The organism is Psychromonas sp. MB-3u-54, from assembly GCF_002836415.1.
In the GTDB taxonomy this organism is placed as follows: domain Bacteria; phylum Pseudomonadota; class Gammaproteobacteria; order Enterobacterales; family Psychromonadaceae; genus Psychromonas.
The window spans coordinates 22007-43232 of record NZ_PJBP01000124.1; the positions used below are offsets into that span (position 1 = coordinate 22007).

15 protein-coding genes are annotated in these 21226 nt (G+C 41.4%); 14 read left to right on the plus strand and 1 reads right to left on the minus strand.

The annotated features are described in order from the left end of the window. Positions 1 to 81 precede the first annotated feature (81 nt). From gyrA to aroA, 4 genes are all read left to right on the plus strand, one after another. Entirely contained in the window at positions 82 to 2838 is a 2757-nt protein-coding gene (gyrA, locus tag CXF72_RS08870) for a DNA topoisomerase (ATP-hydrolyzing) subunit A (protein WP_101038610.1), read from the plus strand. Positions 2839 to 3326: 488 nt separating this feature from the next. Then, positions 3327 to 4415, plus strand: coding sequence for a 3-phosphoserine/phosphohydroxythreonine transaminase (gene serC / locus CXF72_RS08875; protein WP_101038611.1), 1089 nt, complete (start codon positions 3327 to 3329; stop codon positions 4413 to 4415). 114 nt (positions 4416 to 4529) lie between these two features. Further along, positions 4530 to 5642 (plus strand): histidinol-phosphate transaminase, encoded by a 1113-nt coding sequence (gene hisC, locus CXF72_RS08880; RefSeq protein WP_101038612.1) that lies wholly within the window; start codon positions 4530 to 4532, stop codon positions 5640 to 5642. A gap of 8 nt (positions 5643 to 5650) precedes the next feature. Beyond that, positions 5651 to 6937 carry a 3-phosphoshikimate 1-carboxyvinyltransferase gene (aroA, locus tag CXF72_RS08885; protein WP_101038613.1) on the plus strand — a complete coding sequence of 429 codons (1287 nt, stop codon included), beginning with the start codon at positions 5651 to 5653 and terminating at the stop codon, positions 6935 to 6937. On the opposite strand, the gene CXF72_RS20235 is transcribed toward aroA, so the two are convergent. Next, on the minus strand, positions 6934 to 7116 hold the full coding sequence (locus CXF72_RS20235; RefSeq protein WP_198552543.1) for a helix-turn-helix domain-containing protein: 183 nt from the start codon (positions 7114 to 7116) through the stop codon (positions 6934 to 6936). The genes aroA and CXF72_RS20235 overlap by 4 nt on opposite strands. Positions 7117 to 7776: 660 nt before the next feature. Between CXF72_RS20235 and CXF72_RS08895 the strand changes: the two genes are divergently transcribed. The 10 genes from CXF72_RS08895 (at position 7777) to tldD (ending at position 21076) form a co-directional block, all read left to right on the plus strand. Beyond that, positions 7777 to 8175 carry a hypothetical protein gene (locus CXF72_RS08895; RefSeq protein WP_101038615.1) on the plus strand — a complete coding sequence of 133 codons (399 nt, stop codon included), beginning with the start codon at positions 7777 to 7779 and terminating at the stop codon, positions 8173 to 8175. 369 nt (positions 8176 to 8544) lie between these two features. Continuing rightward, complete coding sequence (locus tag CXF72_RS08900; RefSeq protein ID WP_101038616.1) at positions 8545 to 8940, plus strand: periplasmic thioredoxin of cytochrome c-type biogenesis; 396 nt, start codon at positions 8545 to 8547, stop codon at positions 8938 to 8940. A 755-nt stretch (positions 8941 to 9695) separates the two neighbouring features. Continuing rightward, positions 9696 to 10739: a rod shape-determining protein gene (locus tag CXF72_RS08910; protein ID WP_101038618.1), complete on the plus strand. Its 1044-nt coding sequence runs from the start codon at positions 9696 to 9698 to the stop codon at positions 10737 to 10739. Positions 10740 to 10931: 192 nt separating this feature from the next. After that, positions 10932 to 11912: a rod shape-determining protein MreC gene (mreC, locus tag CXF72_RS08915; protein ID WP_101038619.1), complete on the plus strand. Its 981-nt coding sequence runs from the start codon at positions 10932 to 10934 to the stop codon at positions 11910 to 11912. Next, positions 11896 to 12378 (plus strand): rod shape-determining protein MreD, encoded by a 483-nt coding sequence (mreD, locus tag CXF72_RS08920; protein WP_101038620.1) that lies wholly within the window; start codon positions 11896 to 11898, stop codon positions 12376 to 12378. Before mreC ends, mreD begins: the two co-directional genes overlap by 17 nt. A 2-nt stretch (positions 12379 to 12380) precedes the next feature. Further along, on the plus strand, positions 12381 to 12965 hold the full coding sequence (locus CXF72_RS08925) for a Maf family protein (RefSeq protein ID WP_101038621.1): 585 nt from the start codon (positions 12381 to 12383) through the stop codon (positions 12963 to 12965). 257 nt (positions 12966 to 13222) lie between these two features. Beyond that, the gene (rng, locus tag CXF72_RS08930) at positions 13223 to 14698 is read left to right on the plus strand and encodes a ribonuclease G (protein WP_101038622.1); all 1476 of its coding nucleotides are present in this window, start codon (positions 13223 to 13225) and stop codon (positions 14696 to 14698) included. A gap of 93 nt (positions 14699 to 14791) precedes the next feature. Further along, positions 14792 to 18670, plus strand: a complete 3879-nt coding sequence (locus tag CXF72_RS08935) for a YhdP family protein (protein WP_232784928.1) — start codon at positions 14792 to 14794, stop codon at positions 18668 to 18670. Positions 18671 to 18797: 127 nt separating this feature from the next. Beyond that, positions 18798 to 19619, plus strand: a complete 822-nt coding sequence (locus tag CXF72_RS08940) for a carbon-nitrogen hydrolase family protein (RefSeq protein WP_101038624.1) — start codon at positions 18798 to 18800, stop codon at positions 19617 to 19619. Positions 19620 to 19630: 11 nt separating this feature from the next. Next, positions 19631 to 21076 carry a metalloprotease TldD gene (gene tldD / locus CXF72_RS08945; protein WP_101038625.1) on the plus strand — a complete coding sequence of 482 codons (1446 nt, stop codon included), beginning with the start codon at positions 19631 to 19633 and terminating at the stop codon, positions 21074 to 21076. Positions 21077 to 21226 lie beyond the last annotated feature (150 nt).

Sequence of the window (21226 nt, forward strand, 5' to 3'; positions counted from 1 at the left end):
CTTCACCAATAATATGTGGTAGAATGCACAACTCTAAAAAATTTCAATCGATATACTAATAAAATAAGGATCTTGGCCTCTATGAGCGAATTTGTATCAGACGTTTCTCCGATCAACATTGAAGATGAATTAAAGAACTCTTATCTTGAATATGCAATGAGCGTCATTGTCGGGCGAGCTTTACCCGATGTACGCGATGGTCTTAAACCGGTTCACCGCCGTGTTTTATTTGCCATGAATGTATTGCGTAATGACTGGAATAAACCTTACAAAAAATCAGCCCGTATTGTTGGTGATGTGATCGGTAAATATCACCCGCACGGTGATACAGCGGTATACGATACTATTGTTCGTATGGCGCAAGATTTCTCCCTTCGTTATATGCTCGTTGACGGCCAGGGTAACTTTGGCTCAGTCGATGGCGATAGTGCGGCAGCAATGCGTTATACGGAAATTCGTATGCAGAAACTGGCGCATGAATTATTAGCCGATTTAGAGAAAGAAACCGTTGATTTTGTGCCGAACTATGATGGTACAGAGTTTATTCCTGAAGTAATGCCAACAAAAATTCCTAATTTGTTAATTAACGGATCATCCGGTATTGCGGTCGGTATGGCAACCAATATTCCACCTCATAATTTAGGTGAAGTCATCGACGGTTGTTTAGCGCTGATTGAAGATGCTGACATTACGATTAATGAATTAATCGAATTTATTCCCGGACCTGATTTCCCGACTTCAGGTATTATCAATGGCCGTAAGGGTATTGTTGATGCTTACCACACGGGCCGTGGAAAAATAAAAGTGCGCGCAAAAGCGGATATTGAAGTGAATGATAAAACCGGTCGTGAAACGATTGTGGTGCATGAACTTCCTTATCAGGTTAATAAAGCGCGTTTAATTGAAAAAATTGCTGAATTCGTAAAAGATAAAAAAATAGAAGGTATTAGCGCGTTACGTGATGAGTCCGATAAAGACGGTATGCGGATGGTGGTTGAAGTTAAACGTGGCGAAGTGGGAGAGGTCGTTTTAAATAACCTTTACGCACAAACCCAAATGCAGGTTACCTTTGGTATTAATGCCGTGGCGCTTGATCATGGTCAACCCAAGCTATTTAACCTCAAAGAAATGTTGGAAGCCTTCATTTTACACCGACGTGAAGTGGTTACGCGCCGTACTGTATTTGAGCTGAAGAAAGCGCGAGAACGTGCACATATACTTGAAGGTTTAGCTATTTCGCTGGCAAATATAGAACCTATCATTGCATTGATTCGCCATTCAGCGACACCGGGCGAGGCTAAAATCGCGTTACAGGCACAGGGTTGGAATCTAGGCCATGTGTCGGCAATGCTTGAAGCATCAGGTGTTGATGCGGCCCGTCCCGATGGTTTAGCCATTGAATTTGGTGTCCGTGATAACCAATACTTTATGACGGAAGTACAAGCGCAGGCTATTCTCGATTTACGTTTACAAAAACTAACCGGTCTTGAACACGAAAAAATATTAACTGAATATAAAGAGCTGCTTGAAATTATCGCGGCATTATTATTTATCCTCGAGAGCCCTGAACGTTTGATGGAAGTTATCCGTGAAGAGTTAGCCGAAATTAAAGCCAACTATGCTGATCCTCGTCGTACTGAAATCGCCGCGAGTGAAACCGACCTGAGCATGGAAGATTTAATCACTGAAGAAGATGTAGTGGTCACGCTTTCCCATGAAGGTTATGTTAAGTACCAACCCTTAAGCGATTACGAAGCACAACGTCGTGGCGGTAAAGGAAAGGCGGCAACTAAGATGAAAAATGAAGATTTCATCGAAAAACTATTAGTTGCAAGCACCCATGATACGATTTTATGTTTTTCCACCCGCGGCCGTTTATATTGGCTGAAGGTATTTCAGTTGCCGTTAGCGTCACGTCAGGCACGTGGTCGTCCTATCGTTAATATTCTACCCCTTGAAGAAGGCGAACGTATTACCGCAATTTTACCTGTGCGTGATTATGCCGATGATAAATTTGTCTTTATGGCAACCGCCAACGGAACGGTCAAGAAAACCGCACTAAGCGCTTACAGTCGTCCGCGTAACAGTGGTCTGATTGCAATCAATCTAAATGAAGATAATGAATTAATCGGCGTTGGTATCACCGACGGCAGCAATGAAATCATGATTTTCTCCGATGCCGGTAAGGTTGTGCGCTTTAAAGAAGCAGAAGAAAGTCCTGTGCTTGATGAAAACGGTGCACCGGTATTAGATGAAGAGGGTAACCCTGAAATCAAGGTTAAAGGTGTTCGTGCAATGGGGCGTACCGCAACCGGGGTTCGTGGTATTAAATTAAAAGCGGGCGAAAAAGTTGTGTCCTTGATTATTCCAAACGAAACAGGCCATATCTTAACCACGACTGAAAATGGTTACGGTAAACGTACACCACTTTCAGACTACTCGTCTAAGAGCCGCGCAACGCAAGGTGTTATCTCCATTAAAGTAAGCGAGCGTAACGGTAAAGTGGTGGGTGCGGTGCAAGTTGATACAAACGACGAGATCATGCTGATCACCAACAGGGGAACCTTAGTACGTACCCGCGTGAGTGAAGTGTCAGTGGTCGGGCGTAATACTCAGGGGGTGACGCTGATCCGCACCGCAGAAGACGAGAAAATCGTTGCTCTGCAACGCATTGAGGAAATCGAGGATCTGCCCGTTTACGAAGAAGACGAGGAAACCGGCAGTGCAATGGCTGCGTTAGACGCTGAAACTGATGTTGATCAAGAAGGTCAGGAAATTGGCAGTGAAACGGCTACATTAGACGCTGAAACTGATGTTGATCAGCCAGACGAAGTATAACCATAAGTCATACTCAAATTACTTGAATTTTCCTGTTCAAGTAATTTGGGTAGAAAGGTTTTAAAAAACGGCTTTTGCCGTTTTTTTTGTTTTCGAAGATAAAGAACGGGTAGAGAGATTAACGCTTAAGTAAATAGGCGTTTTTTATTGATAATCTTATTTTAAAAAATAAAAAGTGTCAAAAATTAATCATTCTAGCTTAAGTTTGTTGGCACTAGCTGTTTCTTCATTCTACATTTAATGCTAGTTTTACCACCCTAAATAATTTAATTCACCCTTTAATACCAATTCCATTAATTAAGTGATCTGTTTAGGCGCCGGAAAAACGCATGAAAGCAAGGCATTGATTGCAGTAACTAGTTGTTCTAATTGCAAAATCAATAACAAAGACTAAAACGTAGTTTTATGTCTAGCTAGCATGTGTTTTAACAAGCATAAATGGGCATGAATTTAAAGGATTTGGTATAATATCCTAAAGAAGAAAACCGATGAGTAAAATATTTAATTTCTGCGCAGGTCCGGCTATGTTACCTGAAGCCGTTATGCAAAAAGCACAAGAAGAGTTTTGTAACTGGCAAGGGCTGGGGGTTTCTGTGATGGAAATCAGCCACCGTAGTCCAGAATATATCGAAATGGCAGAACAAGCTGAGCAGGATCTGCGTGATTTGTTGGCTGTACCTGATAATTATAAAGTACTTTTTTGTCATGGTGGCGGACGCGGGCAATTTGCCGCGGTGCCATTAAATCTGCTGGGTGATAAATTGGATGTGGATTATTTAATTACCGGGCAATGGTCAAAATTAGCGGTCGATGAAGCGAAAAAACACGCCCGTGTGACCGAAACCAGTGTCCTCAACAAAACAGCCGAGGGTAAGGTAAGTGTTAAAGCTGCAGCTGACTGGAATATTAATGCGGGTGCGGCTTATGTGCATTACTGCCCCAATGAAACAATCGAAGGTATTGAAATTTTTGAAACACCTGAGACAGGTGTTGTGCCGCTGGTAGCCGATATGAGTTCAACGATTTTGTCCCGTCCGATTGACGTTTCTAAATTTGGTGTTATTTACGCGGGCGCACAGAAAAACATCGGTCCGTCGGGCTTGGCAATTGTGATTGTACGTGAAGATTTAATCGGTAAAGCACGCAAAGTCATCCCGTCTATTTTTGATTACCAAATACAGGCGAATGCCGGATCAATGTTCAATACGCCGCCAACTTATTCATGGTATCTGGCGGGCCTCGTTTTTAAATGGTTAAAAGAGCAGGGTGGTTTGGTCGAAATAGAAAAGAAAAATATAGCAAAAGCCGATTTACTTTATCATTTTATCGACAGTTCTACGTTGTATCGCAATAATGTCGACAAATCAGTGCGCAGCCGGATGAATATTCCCTTTCAACTTGCGAATGAAAACTTAAATGCGCTTTTCCTGAAAGAGTCTACAGACGCTAATCTTATGACTCTCAAAGGTCATCGGGCAGTAGGCGGAATGCGTGCCAGTATCTACAATGCGATGCCGATTGAAGGTGTGCAGGCGTTAGTTGATTTTATGGCAAAGTTTGAAGCTGATTACGCGTAACATTGACTGAGAATCGGCACTTAAAAAACACCCTAAACCATCCTGTTTAAACACCCTCAGTCAATGGGGGTGATACTCGGTTAACAAATTGCTATTAGAAATTAAGGATCAAAGATGAGCTGTGATTTTTTAACGCTTGCTAATGCGGGGGTGCAAAAACTGCATCCCTACCAAGCCGGTAAACCAACGTCTGAATTAGAACGTGAACTCGGCATCAGTGATATTGTCAAACTGGCTTCCAATGAAAATCCGTTAGGTCTGAGTGAGAAAGTGAAATCTGCACTGCACAGTGAGCTTGCTGAATTAACCCGCTATCCCGATGCCAATGGTTTTGACCTTAAGCAGGCACTCGGCTACAAATATAACGTCGGATTAAATCAGATAACCCTCGGCAACGGCTCAAATGATTTGCTTGAATTGGTTGCGCGGGCATTTGTAAGCCCTGAAAATGAAGTGATCTTTGCGCAATATGCTTTTGTCGTTTATCCAATAGTGACACAAGCGATTGGTGCAACAGCGGTGGTTGTACCGGCAAAAGATTACGGTCATGATTTAGATGCGATGGCAGCAGCGGTGACTGATAAAACAAAACTTATTTTTATTGCTAATCCTAATAACCCCACGGGCACATTTTTAGAACCGGCTGATATTCTGGCCTTTTTGAGCAAAGTACATGCGCATGTATTAGTGGTATTGGATGAAGCCTATTTTGAATATGTGGCGGCGGACAGGCGCGGTAATGCTATCGCATGGATTAAAGATTTTCCCAATTTAATTGTTTCCCGAACCTTCTCAAAAGCCTACGGTCTTGCGGGATTGCGTGTCGGTTACAGTATTTCAAATCCGCAAATTGCAGATATCCTTAACCGCGTGCGCCAACCCTTTAACTGCAATGCTCTAGCGCTTAAAGCGGCTGAGACCGTTTTACAAGATGAAGAGTATTTACAGCAAGGCATTAAATTAAATAATGCGGGTATGGCAGACTTAAGCGCATTTTTCAGTGAACATAACCTTGAATATATTCCTTCAATGGGGAACTTTATTACGGTCAATGTCGGAAAATCAGGTGATCAGGTATATCAACAGTTATTACATGAAGGTGTGATTGTTCGCCCGATAACGGGCTATGGCTTAAGCGAGCATTTGCGCATTAGCATCGGCCTGTTCGATGAAAACCAGCGTTTAAAACAAGCCTTAGTTAAAGTGCTTAAGTTAGATCAAAAATAGAGAATATGATGGAACAATTATTGTTAAACCCGATCAAAAAAGTCGATGGCGAAATTAACCTGCCTGGCTCTAAGAGCCTTTCTAATCGTGCGCTTTTACTGGCTGCTTTAGCGCAAGGCACAACCACCCTGACCAACCTTCTAGACAGTGATGATATTCGTCATATGTTAAATGCATTAAAAAAATTAGGGGTCAATTATCAGCTTTCAAAGGATAAAAAACAGTGCGTTGTTGAGGGATTAGGACGGGCGTTTACTACTGCTGAATCAGGTCTGTTAGAGCTCTTTTTAGGGAATGCCGGCACCGCGATGCGCCCTTTATGTGCCGCTTTGTGTTTAGGTCAAGGCGAATACATTCTAACCGGTGAGGCGCGTATGTTTGAGCGTCCGATCGGCAGTTTAGTAGATGCACTACAGCAGGCCGGTGCACAGGTCACTTACCTTGAAAATGAAAATTATCCGCCACTTAAAATCAAAGGGACGGGGCTTAAAGGCGGTAAAATAAAAATTGACGGCAGTGTTTCCAGTCAGTTTTTAACCGCTTTTTTAATGGCCGCACCGATGGCAGCTGAAGATACTGAAATTGAAATAGTCGGTGAATTAGTGTCTAAACCTTATATTAAAATCACCCTGCAAATAATGCATGATTTTGGCATTGATGTTGATAATAAAAACTTCGAACGTTTTATTATTAAAGGCAAGCAAACCTATAGTGCGCCCGGGCATTATTTAGTTGAAGGGGACGCCTCTTCAGCTTCTTATTTTTTAGCCGCCGGCGCGATTGCCGGGGGCTGTATTAAAGTGACCGGTATCGGTAAAAACTCGGTTCAGGGTGATATTCAGTTTGCCGATGCATTGCAGGCGATGGGGGCAAAAATCGAATGGGGTGATGATTTTATTAAAGCCAGTAAAGGGCAGTTAAAAGCCATTGATATGGATATGAATCATATTCCCGATGCCGCAATGACCATTGCCGTTGCCGCGCTCTTTGCAACGGGTACAACTAAAATTCGCAACGTTTATAACTGGCGGGTGAAAGAGACCGACCGCTTATACGCGATGGCAACCGAGCTTCGCAAAGTCGGTGCAACCGTTGTTGAAGGGCATGATTTTATTGAAGTCACCGCACCTGAAAAATTAATTCATGCGGAAATCGATACCTATGACGATCACCGTATGGCGATGTGCTTTTCATTAGTGGCCTTAGGTAATACCACGGTGACTATCAACGACCCTAAATGTACCTCGAAAACCTTTCCGGACTATTTTGAAAAGTTGACCTCAGTAAGTTGTTAATTAAAACACAATAACGCCCACAGGGTGTTATTGTGTTTTAACTTCCTTTTATTCCCAGCCCTGTTTTTTACGGTAGATAGGACATCGAGTAGGACGGCGGCTTTGGGGATATTACCATTACAAAAATTAAGCGCATTGTTTATTGTTTCCCGTTCGACATCCGCTAACGCTATTCTCAAGCGTATTAATAACCTTAACAGGGTACTACTGCGGCTTTTACCAAGCCCGATAGGTATTTAATGGAGCTGGCAGGTGTGCCCAGTCGATCATTATATGTGCTTACCGTGCGCAATATTCCTCAATTAAAGCATTAGCTTATCAAGTATTAATTTGTCCTGTTTTTATCATGTAAATCGCTACTTGCTGAGTGCTTCCAGATTCGGGCGGATTTTACCGCAGCCCAATGCGTCCATTTCGCCGCTTAACTGAATAATCACATTGCCGTTACTGGTATCGATATTTTTAATCTTGATGGCTTAATCCCTTGGTTTTAGAGAGAGTCTTTTTATATTCAAGTTTAACGCATTGATCATGCCCATTTTTATTTTTCAATATAAACGGTTGGTTACATTTAAATCGGTTTTTTTAATATAATTTAATAATGCTTATTCGTATTATGCGAACGCCTTTGCAAAAGAAGGAACACCGGTTGTGCTAGTGGAGGAAAGGCTCTATACCCGTGATAACAAAGCATAAAATCTTTGCTCCTAAGCCTTGATGGATTGTTTTGCTCAATCTATCATCTTTACAATAAGCGACTTGATCAGCGTTTTTATGAGTGTCTAACTCCATGAAAATAATGCTATTGTTATGTCTGGATAAAACAAGAGGAAATAATAGTGAAAAAATCAATAATATTGACTGTTGCCGTATTATCAATATCAGCGTGCAGCACAAGCCCTGATCAAATCCGTTCTGCTGGAGTAGATCAGGTTTTTTCAAGTCAGAAAGATGCTAAAGACGTTGCCGTTTGCGTGGAAAAGAAGTGGTCGACCTGGGTAAATAAATTTGATGACTGGGGTGTGGTCAGGTTAGCTGAAACAGCTGATGGCTATTCTATTTCAGCTCTTAGCTACGGCATTGATCCGGAAGATGGCTCCGGTAAACAGCCTTCCACTGTCAATTACTTGGCAGATATTGACAATAAAGATTCAGGCAGTATCACCAAGCTTTATCAATATTCGCCATTTAACTTCGGGGATAACCCTTTTGTTACTGCCACAGCAGAATGCCAGTAATAGCTGTCTAACCTGCATATCTTAGGCTTTATTCTATTGTCGCTGTTTTGAAAATACTCAATAACGGCGGCAGGCGGAAAAAGTGAGAGCTCTGTTTGAAACCTCCAGCTTCTAGGCCTGTAGAAATAAGCGGATAAGTGAGTCAGAGTAAAAAAACTTGAATACTCACTGGTGTTTGTAATAAATTAACAGGCCATCAGGCTGGAATAGCAACTAAAAAGTAAAAACAAATACAACAAAAGCAGACCTGCAACAAAGCAAATCAACAGCCCCTGAGTTGGTTTTTTTGCTCCTTTGAGATAAAAAAATATCAGGTTTTCTGTCCGCTTCTTTTTTTATAATCAACTTTTTAAATAACGGAATGTAAACATGATTAAAAATATTGACCTCACCATTGACTTAACCATAGACATAACCAAGGCTGAACAACTTTTCAGCGGCAATGAAGTATTTGTCCTGAATATAGTGGCTTCATGGTGCAGCGACTGCACGGCACAGGCTGAAAATTTATCCCTATTTTCACAGTTACTTTCCGCTCAGGGAGTGCCTGTTTATCAACTTAATGTGCAGGATATTAAAAATCAATATCTATCAGCACGGCATGAAGCGCTGACGGTTAAACTAGGCGGGCGTGGTTATCCGCGCACGGTTTTAATGTCAGGCAATAAAATAGTTGATGCAGAAAATGTCGAAATTATCAGTCGCGAGCAACTTGCAGCCTTAGCGGATAAATTTACTCTGCTGTTAAATAAGTCAGCAGAGTAAAGTAAATAGCCGGACAGCTGTTATTTTTAGCTAGTGAAAGGGTTTGTCCTGATTTTTTCTGTTTTAGCCAAGCGTTAAGAAATTTGGCTGTGCAGATCTTTTTTAACCTGCCGTATAACTCACTAGCAATTAACCCTCAGCGCATTCCAAGCTTAGTGATCAGCTGAGCCGGGGACACCCTGATAGTCCTTGCTGATAACCTCAAATGAATCACTGATCAGACAATGATCTATATAGGCGCTGCTGAGCAGACACAGCAACGGTTCTTCCCGCTAACCGCTATAAGACCAGCTGGCAATGTAGGCCAACGCATTGTCGCTGTTGGTTAATAAACTGTTTTTCATTCGTTGCATTAAGTGCTACAGATTATTATTAACAATCCTAAAGCTAGCTTAAAAACCTTTCCTAATTATGTTGAAAAGTTGGCGTCTGCCGGTTTGTAAATAGAGCCTTCAGGCTAAATTAGACGCCCTGTTAATACAGGGCTTTTAAACTGTATTACGATAAGCAGCGCTTTGAGTTTGTTACTTTTAATCGCCAATAACTCAACGAGTCCAAATCCACTGCTCTTATCTTGAATAAATAGGGGATAAATAACCAGGCTAATACCTCTTTTTTGCTTTTCGCGATAGAAAAAATTCAATCGTTACAATAAAGCCATAATACCTTGTGCTATTTACTTTCTTTTCTTGATGAAATATGGCTAGATTGGTAAAGTACGTTACTTTATTTATTCGCCATTAATGGAAAATTTCATGTTTAAAATGTTCCGGGGTATGTTTTCTAACGATCTGTCGATCGATTTGGGAACTGCAAACACGCTTATTTATGTAAAAGACCAAGGCATAGTCTTAAATGAGCCTTCAGTTGTTGCGATTCGTTTGGATAAAAACGGTGCGGGTAAAAGCGTTGCTGCTGTCGGTTATGAAGCGAAGCAGATGTTAGGTAAAACACCTGGTAATATTCAAGCCATTCGCCCGCTGAAAGATGGTGTCATTGCAGATTTTTATATCACCGAAAAAATGCTTCAACATTTTATCAAACAGGTACATAACAATAGCTTTTTACGCCCGAGCCCACGCGTTTTAGTGTGTGTGCCATGCGGATCAACCCAAGTTGAACGTCGTGCTATTCGTGAATCTGCACAGGGTGCCGGTGCACGAGAGGTTTATTTAATTGATGAGCCAATGGCTGCCGCCATCGGCGCGGGTATGCCGGTCTCGGAAGCAAAAGGTTCGATGGTTGTCGATATTGGAGGAGGCACGACTGAAGTTGCGGTGATCTCTTTAAATGGTGTGGTTTATTCTGCCTCGGTACGTATTGGCGGCGATAAATTTGACGAGGCGATCATTAATTACGTCCGTCGTAACTATGGCTGTACTATTGGCGAAATCACGGCTGAACGTATTAAACACAGCATTGCGATTGCGTACCCTATTAACGAGATTAGAGAGATTGAAGTGCGCGGAATGAATGTTGCCGAAGGCGTTCCCCGCAGCTTTACACTTAACAGTAATGAAATCTTAGAAGCCCTACAGGAGCCTTTAAGCGGAATCGTTTCTGCAGTTATGCTGGCGCTAGAGAAAACACCGCCTGAATTGGCGGCTGATATTGCTGAAACGGGCATGGTGTTAACCGGTGGCGGGGCGTTATTATGTGAATTAGACCGGTTGCTTTCAGAGGAATCCGGTATTCCGGTGATCGTTGCTGACGAACCGCTTACTTGCGTGGCTCGTGGAGGCGGTATGGCACTTGAAATGATTGATACCTATGGTCGTGACCTGTTTAACTCAGACTGATAATACGGCGAGTCATGACAGTTATACTCATTAACGGATCGATTTAACGCATTGATAGTCTAGTTATTAATTGATTGACAACCTGTTTGTTTCAATTGTTAGCTAGCTTCTTTAAATTTACCCGGAGTCCCAAGTAGCAGGCATTATTTAATGTGCTTGCTGTGATAACTCTTCCTTAAATAATCTGTCACAATGAAAACAATTTTTACGCGCGGCCCTTCATTTTTATTAAGGCTATCCACAGTGGTAGTCTTTTCGGTTTTTTTATTTGTTGCTGACAGCAAGTTCAATCTCTTTGCATCATCACGTATTTATTTAAATTCTCTGGTCAGCCCGGTGCAATATATTGCGGATCTACCGGAAAAATTATTCAGTGGCATCTCTGCGAGTGTGATGACTCGCCATGAGTTAAAAGCGCGCAATCAACAGTTAGAAAAAGACAATTTACACCTTAAAGCTGACCGCCTATTACTCACCCAATTAGAAAATGAAAACAAACAGTTACGTGAACTACTCAGCTCAAATCGAAGCTTTACCAACAAAAGAATGATCACCGAAGTGATGAGTTTACGCTCGGATCCCTTTTCTCATCAGTTATTGATTGATAAGGGCGCGGTAAACGGTGTTTATGTCGGCCAACCGGTCATTAATGAAGATGGTGTGGTCGGGCAAGTTTCTCAGGTAGGCAGTACAACCAGTCGGGTTTTACTGATTGTCGATGTAAGTCACGGTATTCCGGTGCGCGTTCAGCGTAATGATCTGATTGCCGTGCTCCATGGCAGCGGAGATTGGAATAGGCTAAAGGTGCCTTTTGTGCAAAGTAATGCCGATTTAAAAGAAGGCGATTTACTGGTCACGTCAGGCTTAGGAGGACGTTTCCCGGCAGGTTACCCGGTTGCGACAATAAGCCATGTTGATTACCAAGAAGGCGCAGCTTACGCCGATGTGAGTGCAACCCCGGTTGCTCCCTTGCACCGCAGCCGTTATTTATTATTATTATGGAATGAAGACCAATATAATGAGTCTGATTTATCAAAGGGTAGATTAACAACATCGGCTTTACTCCCGACTGAGAGTGCAGATAATGCAAAGACCCCCCCGGATTCTCTGAACACGGCAGTGACAGACGAAAAAATTGAACCGCTGGAATCAAAAAATGTCATTATTGAGTAACTACCTGGCGATTTACTTTACTTATTTTGCAGGTTTAGTCTTTGCTATTGTACCTCTGCCTATCATGCTGAATGCTTTTCGTCCAGATTGGATGATCCTTATTATTTTTTATTGGGTGTTGGCATTACCACACCGGGTCAGCATCGGGCATGCGTTTATTTTAGGGGTAGTATTTGACCTTGTATTAGGCTCTACATTAGGCATGCATGCCTTATTATTTTCATTTTTAGCCTATATAGTCATTACCAATTACCAACTTTTTCGTTATTTCACCTTAGTACAAACAACCCTGTTAGTTGGTTTGTATTCTTTACTGTCGAAACTGGCGTTATATTTGATGGCATCGAGCTTACAAGACATTATTTTACATAAATCATATTTCTGGTCAGTCTTTACCTCGATGCTGGTTTGGCCTTGGTTTTTTCTTTTTTTGCGTTTTATTCGTCGCCGTTTTAAGGTTGCATAAGCATGGGCGTTTCTATCTATCTTGCATCTAGTTCCCCTCGTCGCAGTGAACTTTTAAGTCAAATAGGAGTCTCATTTGATTTAGTGAAAGCTGACATTGAAGAAAAACCGGAAACGGGTGAAGCTGCGCAGGATTATGTTTTACGTTTAGCGTTACAAAAAGCTCAGGCAGGTTTCAAAAACAGCAATAAAGACAGACCTGTTTTAGGGGCTGATACAATCATTGTTATTGATCAAAAAATATTAGAAAAACCACGCGATAAAAAACATGCTCGAAAGATGCTGCAATTATTGTCGGGGCGGGTTCATCAAGTGTTTACGGCAGTGGCACTGGTACAAAGTATTTATACAAAAAGTACTCTGGTTAAAACCGAGGTGAGTTTTAAAACCTTGAGTGAGCAGGAAATCTCTGATTACTGGCGCTCCGGAGAGCCCGTTGGTAAAGCTGCTGGTTATGCGATTCAAGGGATTGCCGGGAAGTTTATTAACAATATCTCCGGAAGTTACAGTGGCGTTGTTGGCTTGCCGCTTTTTGAGACAGCTGAGCTGCTTGGTGAGTTTATGGAAGCGTTTAACAAAGGTCGTTGAGCTATTAATCTGATTAAAAACTTGCCGGTTTAATTTCATTGTTGAATTAAGTCTCGCTAAATCAATCTCTTGGCACTGAGATGATTGGAAAATTAACTAATTAATTTGTAGTTTAAGGGTGAAAATAAAAACAACTATCAGTATTTATACCCAAGTTTCTTGTGATGCAGCAAGAAACTTGGGTATAAATTGCTGTTTAATATGACTATATTATCAAGCGATAGTGCTTATGAAAGAATTTTAAAGGAAGTAGTCTAATGTCCGTTGAATTATTAATGAATATCACCCCCACCGAAACACGGGTTGCGTTAGTTGAAGGTGGTGTACTACAAGAACTGCATATAGAGCGTCAGGCGACCAAAGGGATTGTTGGTAATATATACAAAGGCAAAGTCAGCAGAGTATTAGCCGGTATGCAAGCCGCTTTTGTCGATATTGGCTTGGAGAAGGCGGCATTTTTACATGCTTCAGACATTGTGCCCTTTACAGAATGTGTAGCCAAAAATGAAAAAGCAAAATTTAAAGTAGCAGATATCTCGCAGCTTGTCCGTCAAGGCCAGGATATTATGGTGCAGGTGGTTAAAGATCCGCTCGGCACTAAGGGCGCCCGTCTCACCACCGATATAACCCTGCCTTCACGTTATTTGGTTTTTATGCCTGGCAGCAGCCATGTTGGTGTCTCACAGCGTATTGAAAGTGCACAGGAACGTGAACGTTTAAAGACCATCGCCCAAAGCTGCTGCGTCAATGATCTGGGGGGCTTTATTATCCGTACTGCGGCAGACAGCGCACCTGAAAATGAGTTGATCAACGATGCGGCTTTTTTACTTCGAGTGTGGCGTAAAGTATTAACGCGTCGTAAGCGGACTGCTAGCAAAAACAGGCTGCTTTACCGAGACTTGGGACTCGCATTTCGTATACTAAGAGATTTTGTTGGTGAGGAAATTGACCGAGTACGTATTGACTCGCGACTCAATTTTAGTCTGATTCAAAAGTTTACCCATGATTTTGTACCGGAACTGGAGGACAAAATCGAATGTTACCGGGGTAAAAGTCCTATTTTTGATCTGTTCGATGTTGAAAATGAAGTGCAGCGTGCATTAGAGCGTAAGGTGGAACTGAAATCAGGTGGATATTTGATTATTGATCAGACCGAAGCGATGACCACCGTTGATATTAATACCGGTGCCTTTGTTGGCCATAGAAATCTTGAAGAGACGATATTTAATACCAATATTGAAGCGACACAGGCCATTGCCAGGCAATTACGTTTACGCAATTTAGGCGGTATTATTATTATTGATTTTATTGACATGCAGTCAGTTGAACATAAACGCCGAGTATTTAACAGTTTAGAACAAGCGTTGGCAAAAGATCGTGTTAAAACAAATATCAATGACTTTTCCCCCTTAGGGTTAATTGAAATGACACGTAAACGCACGCAGGAAAGTTTAGAGCATATTTTCTGTGGTGTTTGTGAGCAGTGCAGCGGTCGCGGTTATGTTAAAACGGTAGAAACCGTTTGTTATGAGGTTCTACGTGAAATATTACGCGTGAATCGTGCTTATGATGCTGATCGTTTTGTTGTTTATACTTCACCCAAAGTGGCAGAGGCATTAACCGGGGATGAATCTCATAATTTGGCTGAACTCGTTCTGTTTATGGAAAAGCCGGTTAAAATTCATGCTGAGCATCTCTATGGTCAAGAACAGTTTGATGTTGTGATGATGTAATAGGGCGGTATATGACATTTAAAAATTTAGGCATTCAATGCGTCGATTCAATCTTTCTTTTCTCCCGTATCGAGTCATAAATTGAAGTTCAGATTGTTTAAATGGCTGAGACGGATATACGCATTAATTGCCGTTAAGCTGTTTATTTTTGCTTTTTTATTAACCTTATTACGCATTGTATTTGTCAGCATTGACGACTATAAAATCTATGCAATGCAATGGTTAAACGAAGAGTATAATGTTAATTTAACCTTTGAAAATATCTCTGCCGGTGTTGACCTTTCAGGACTGATTTTAAATGTCAGTGAGATTGAACTGGTTGATTCGGTTGATCTACCTTATCGGCTTAAACTTGATCATCTGTTCATTTATCTTAATTTTTGGCAGAGTATTAGCGAACAAACATTAGTGTTTAACCGAATATCTGCGCAGGGTGCCGATATTACGATTAAACCAACCCGGAAAAATAGCGCTAAATCTGAAAGCTCCGCTGTCACGACGGCGGCGTTGCAGAAAATCTTATTAGTGCAGCTTAGTAAGTTTTCAATAAAAGATAGCCAACTTCATTTTACCGGTCCCCTGCAACGCAATAAAACCGTTGTGATAGAAAAGTTAAATTGGATAAACGAAGAGGGGCGTCACCAGGGGACAGGTTCTGCTTCAATGCTTAACGGCCTTGCCGATAACTCTTTGGATTTTGTGGTGGATTTGGTTGAACAAAATGATCAACAAAATCCCCCCTTGGCAGGCCATCTTTATGTGGCAGCAGATAACTTCAATATTAGTCATTATTTAACCGATCAAGTGAACAGTAATGCGCAACTCTTTGATGCAGTATTAGGTTTTCAAGCGTGGGCTGAATTTTCGTCTAATACGCTGCAAAAGCTGCAACTGCAGTTAAATAACACCCAATTAAATTGGTCACAATTGGATAAAGATTATCAATGGAAGATAAACAGTGGATTGGTGCAATTTACAAACAGTAATGACCAGTGGTTATTAGACAGTTACTCCCTTGATGTAGAGTCTAATCAAAAAAGATTAAAAGATCTTAATGTGCGAGGGCACGGCACGGCAGCGAGTGCTTATTTTGAACTTGACGGAGTAAATATAAAAGATTTAATGCCTTTATATTTATTACGTTCTGATTTAGCAGAAAAAACCATCGAATCCTTGTTAGCTTTTGACCCCGAGGCACAACTCGATGATTTTGGACTGTTTAAAAACAGTGCGGATAAACTGCAGTTTTCTGCCCATCTAAGTCAATTTAAGAACCAAGCAACAGGGGCAATGCCGGGAATAAACGATGCTCAGATTGAAGTTATTGGTGATACTTCAAAAGGTCAGTTAACTATCAGCTTACCCAATCAGAGTATCAATTTTGATGGACAATTTAGCCGGGAAATGCCGCTTGAAAGTGCGCAACTTAATTTACAATGGTTAAAAATGCCGGCTGGATTTAAAGTCTTTAGTGAGCATAGCGTATTAAATACTCGCGATCTTAATAGCATGACTGCGTTTTCACTTTTTTTCCCCAATCAAGACCAGCAAAAACAAAGCCCCTTTTTAAGCTTGTATAGTTATGCGAATCTCAATGATGCCAGTAAGGCGCAATATTATTTACCCATTAAAGCCTTGGGTAATAAAGTCTTTGATTACCTGCAACCGACCCTGAAAAAAGGACAGGTAAAGGGGGCTAAAATATTATGGTACGGTGCATTAAATCAATATCCGTATCGTCAGAATAACGGCATTTTTCAGGCATGGGTACCCTTGCGGGACTCCGAATACGATTTTTATGGTGACTGGCAGGGGCTCAAAAATCTGGATTTAGATCTACTCTTCGAAAATGACGGGCTTTTAATGAATGCGCGAAGCGCCTCTTTGCAGGCGCTGGAGGTTAAAAAACTGACCGCGAGCATTGACAGTTTAAATCCCAACGGCATTTTAACTGTTAATGCAGAAATTACTGAAGATGCGCAAAAAATAAGCGACTATTTAAAAGCTTCTCCTCTTAAGGAAAGTGTGGGTAAAGCACTCTCGGTGATTGAAGTCGAAAAAAAATTAACCGGTGCACTGACCTTAACTATCCCTTTTAACCAAAAAGCGCAGAACAGCAAAACCCTGGGCACTATTCAGCTGGCAAAAAATAATATTAATATTAGGTTAGCTGAAGATATGATCCTGCCTTTAAAAAACGTGCAGGGACAGTTTAGTTTTATCGATGGCAACTTGACGGCAAATAACCTTCAGGGGCAATTATTTGAACAACCGCTACAGATTTCTTTTAACAGTGAAGCACAACCAGATAGATATCAAGTGAACGCCGACCTGTCAGGAAATTGGGACTTGACGGAATTAACCGAAGCACAAACCATACTGAATCCGTTGAAAATATCAGGACAGTTAGATTGGGCTACCGCGATAAAATTTGATAATCTGCTGGCAAGTGGTTATCAATATAATGTTGCCTTTAATTCTGCCACACGGGGAGTCGATATTGCACTTCCTTACCCCTTTGAAAAAAATGCGTTGCAATCCTGGCCGACAGATATCGTTTTTTCAGGTGACCAGAGCAGCAGCACTGTTGAAGCAAAAATAAAAAACACTTTGTGGTTTAGTGGAACCGTTGACTACCTGCAAAAACAAAATAATACGGCCTATTTTTTGCTCAATATCGGCACAGATAACGTATCTGTAATTGATAAAACCAAGCAGATTATTAATGTTAATCTGGATAACTTGAACATCGCCAGTTGGTATCAACAATGGGTTTTGTTTGATAAGCGCAGCGGCAAGCTTAAAACACAAGAAACAAGCAATCGAGCGATTAAGTTGGATGAAATTAACTTCAACATCAAACATGCTGATTTATTTTCACAATCCTTAAATAATTTAAGGATACGGGCGGTCAACGATCATAAAAAGTGGGATGCAACAGTTGACTCTGATAATTTACAGACAGCCGTGCAATTGCGCAACGGAGAGCCTGTACGACTCGATTTTGATATTAAAAAGTTGAATTTTCAGTCGCTGGATTTAACAAAAATAAAGCAAGAATCGGACTCAAAAAATCAAGTTAAAGATCGTAATTTATTGCAGGATTATCCCGAGATTTTGGTTGATTGCTTAGAGTGTATTTATGGCGATATAAATTTATCGCCGATGCGCCTGCATATTTTTCCTAACAAAAAAAATCTTAATATTAATTACATTAAAATCGGGAATGAGAAAGAATTCAGCGAGATATCAGGCGTTTGGGATCAACGTAAAACTAACTTGATTGTTAAAAGTGTCGGTGACCAGAACAACGACATTGTAAAAAGACTCGGTTATAGCAGCCCGATGATCTATTCTAAAGCTGAATTAAACGGGGCTTTAAATTGGATTGGCGCACCCTGGTCTTTTAATTTAGATTCTTTGAATGGTACTTTTTCTGCCGAATTAACCGATGGTGCTATCACTGAGGTTAATGATAACGGTGCACGTTTATTAAGTTTATTTAGCCTTGATGGGATTCGCCGTACACTCAATAATGAATTTAACAATGTATTTTCAAAAGGTCTGAATTTTGATCAAGCAAACTTTTCAGGTAGTATTACCGATGGTATTGTTAAAAATGATGATTTTTACTTAAATGGCGCTGCCGGGAAAATATCAGGTAAGGGGCTTATCGACTTGCCAAACAACGATACTAATTATCATATTAGTTACAGCCCTGCAATTACCTCAAGTTTACCCGTTTTAACCGCTTTTGTGATCAGTCCGTTGACCGGAGCCGCTGTTTTTATGTTGGCAAAAATTTTAGAGCCTGTTGTCGATACTATTATTCGCGTTGATTTTACGGTTAAAGGTCCGTTGAATTCACCTGAAATCAAACTTATCAATAGAAAAAAAGGTAAAGTAATACTGCAAGACACCGAAGTGCTTCATGAAATAGAAGGACTCAAGCAAAAAAATGCCGAGAGTTAATGCTCATGCTAGCTCTACTTTAGCGCGCTTTAAGTTTATTTCTGCACTCATTTTTACTCATTAGCGCTGCAGGTGGTTATACTAACGCCGGAGTTTATCGAATGGTTATTATGAAAGGGGACTTGCAATGAATTTTAATCTATCAGCAATACAAATGCGCAGTTTGAGTCTTCCAAATGATAATTTAGCACGTTTAGAAGTGTTGTTAGCTAAATTGTCTCCTGCTCCCGGGCAGTTGGTTCTGTTGCCTGAAAATGCACTCTGTATGGCAAACAAAGACCATTATTTGACGTTATCCGAAAATTTGGGAAAGGGTTATTATCAGTCTCTGTTGAGCGTCCTTGCAAAACGTTACCAATGTTATTTAGTCTGTGGCAGTTTCCCGATTAAAAGTACAATAACGAATAAAATATTTACAACTTGTTTGGTGTTTTCGCCCTTGGGCGAACTGATTAGTCACTACCATAAACTGCATCTTTTTGACGCACAGGTCCCGGATAAAAAAGGACTTTATAAAGAGTCAGATACCTTTACTCCCGGGCAGGAAGTTAAGCTCTTTAACTGGGAGTGTGGCGCTTATTCTGTCAAAGTTGGATTAGCTATCTGTTACGATTTACGTTTCCCGGGTTTATTTCAAACATTACGCCAACAGGGAGCTGATATTTTATTACTGCCCGCCGCCTTTACACAGACCACAGGAGAGGCGCACTGGTTACCTTTATTGCAAGCCAGGGCAATAGAAAATCAGTGTTATATTATTGCTGCGAATCAGAGCAGCGCTGAAACCTATGGTCACTCCATGATTATTTCACCCTGGGGTGAAATACTTGAACAATTAGAAGAGGGTGAAGGCAGTATTCACCACTCCTTTGAAAAATCACAGATAGACAAAATTCGTCAAGCTATGCCAATACTTGAGCATAACCGTTTTACAACCTTAAAAGTTTAAAGGAAATATTCATGTCCTTCGATAAAGTATGCGAACGATTTTTAGCCCCTGCACAATTACAAATTAGTGATTTAGAATCTCAGCTTGCAGCCCTTAATAGCAATCAAATTGATTATGCCGATTTTTATTTTCAGTCAAGTCGACATGAATCGTGGTTATTGGAAGATGGGATTGTCAAAGATGGCAGTTATAATATCGAAAAAGGCGTTGGCATCCGTGCGGTTTCAGGAGAAAAAACAGGTTTCGCCTATTCTGATCAAATTTCGCTAAAAGCAATTAAAGAGGCTGCTGATGCCGCTAAAAGTATTGTTAAAAGCGGTCAGGAAAAATCGCTAAAACTTATTTTGCCAACGCCTGCGAAGTTAATTTATGGTGAATCCGATCCTCTACTGAGTTTATCGAGAGATAAAAAAATTGCGCTCCTAAAGCAGGTTGATCAGTTCACCCGTGCCCTAGAGCCTTCGGTCACCGATGTCACTGTCTCCCTAAATGCGATTTATGAAGAAATTCTGGTGGCGGCGACTGACGGTACTTTAGCCACTGATATTCGCCCGTTAGTGCGTTTTAGTTGCTCCGTATTGATTGAAAAAAAGGGTAAACGTGAGCGTGGCAGTGCAGGGGGGGGCGGACGTTTTGATTTGGATTATTTTATTGACAGCAGCGCAGGAGAAGAAGTTGTATTCGGTTATGCGCGTGCGGCCGTTCATCAGGCATTGACCAATATTGAGGCAATTGATGCACCCGCAGGCTCAATGCCGGTGATTGTCGGTGCAGGCTGGCCGGGCGTGTTATTACATGAAGCCGTAGGACATGGTTTAGAAGGTGATTTTAACCGTAAAGGTTCATCGGCTTACGCGGGACGCATTGGTGATAAAGTTGCATCGGAGCATTGTACCATCATTGATGATGGCACTATTGCGGATCGTCGCGGCTCTCTTAATATCGATGATGAAGGCACTAAAACACAACGTAATGTTTTAATCGAAAAGGGTATTTTAAAAGGTTATATGCAGGATAAAATGAACGCTCGATTGATGGGCGTTGCACCTACCGGCAATGGCCGCCGAGAATCCTATGCCCATCTGCCGATGCCGCGTATGACGAACACTTTTATGCTTAATGGCAATTATGCGCATGAAGAATTAATTGAAAGTGTTAAAAAAGGTATTTATGCGCCTAACTTTGGGGGTGGTCAAGTTGACATCACTTCGGGAAAATTTGTATTCTCAGCTTCCGAGGCTTACTTGATTGAAAACGGTAAAATAACCACCCCAATTAAAGGTGCCACCCTGATTGGCAACGGTTTTGATACTATGCAGCAAATATCTATGGTCGCCAATAATATGAAGCTCGATTCAGGTGTTGGTGTGTGCGGCAAAGAGGGCCAGAGTTTGCCCGTGGGAGTGGGGCAACCGTCAGTCAAAATTGATCAATTAACTGTTGGCGGGACGAATTAAATAAACTTTCTTGAAACCGGTCTAGCGTGAAGCGCTAGGCTCAGTCAGCTCGCAGCTCATTTGCTCGCAGCTCGCAGCTCATTTGCTCGCAGCTCGCAGCTCGCAGCTCATTTGCTCGCAGCTCGCAGCTCATTTGCTCGCAGCTCGCAG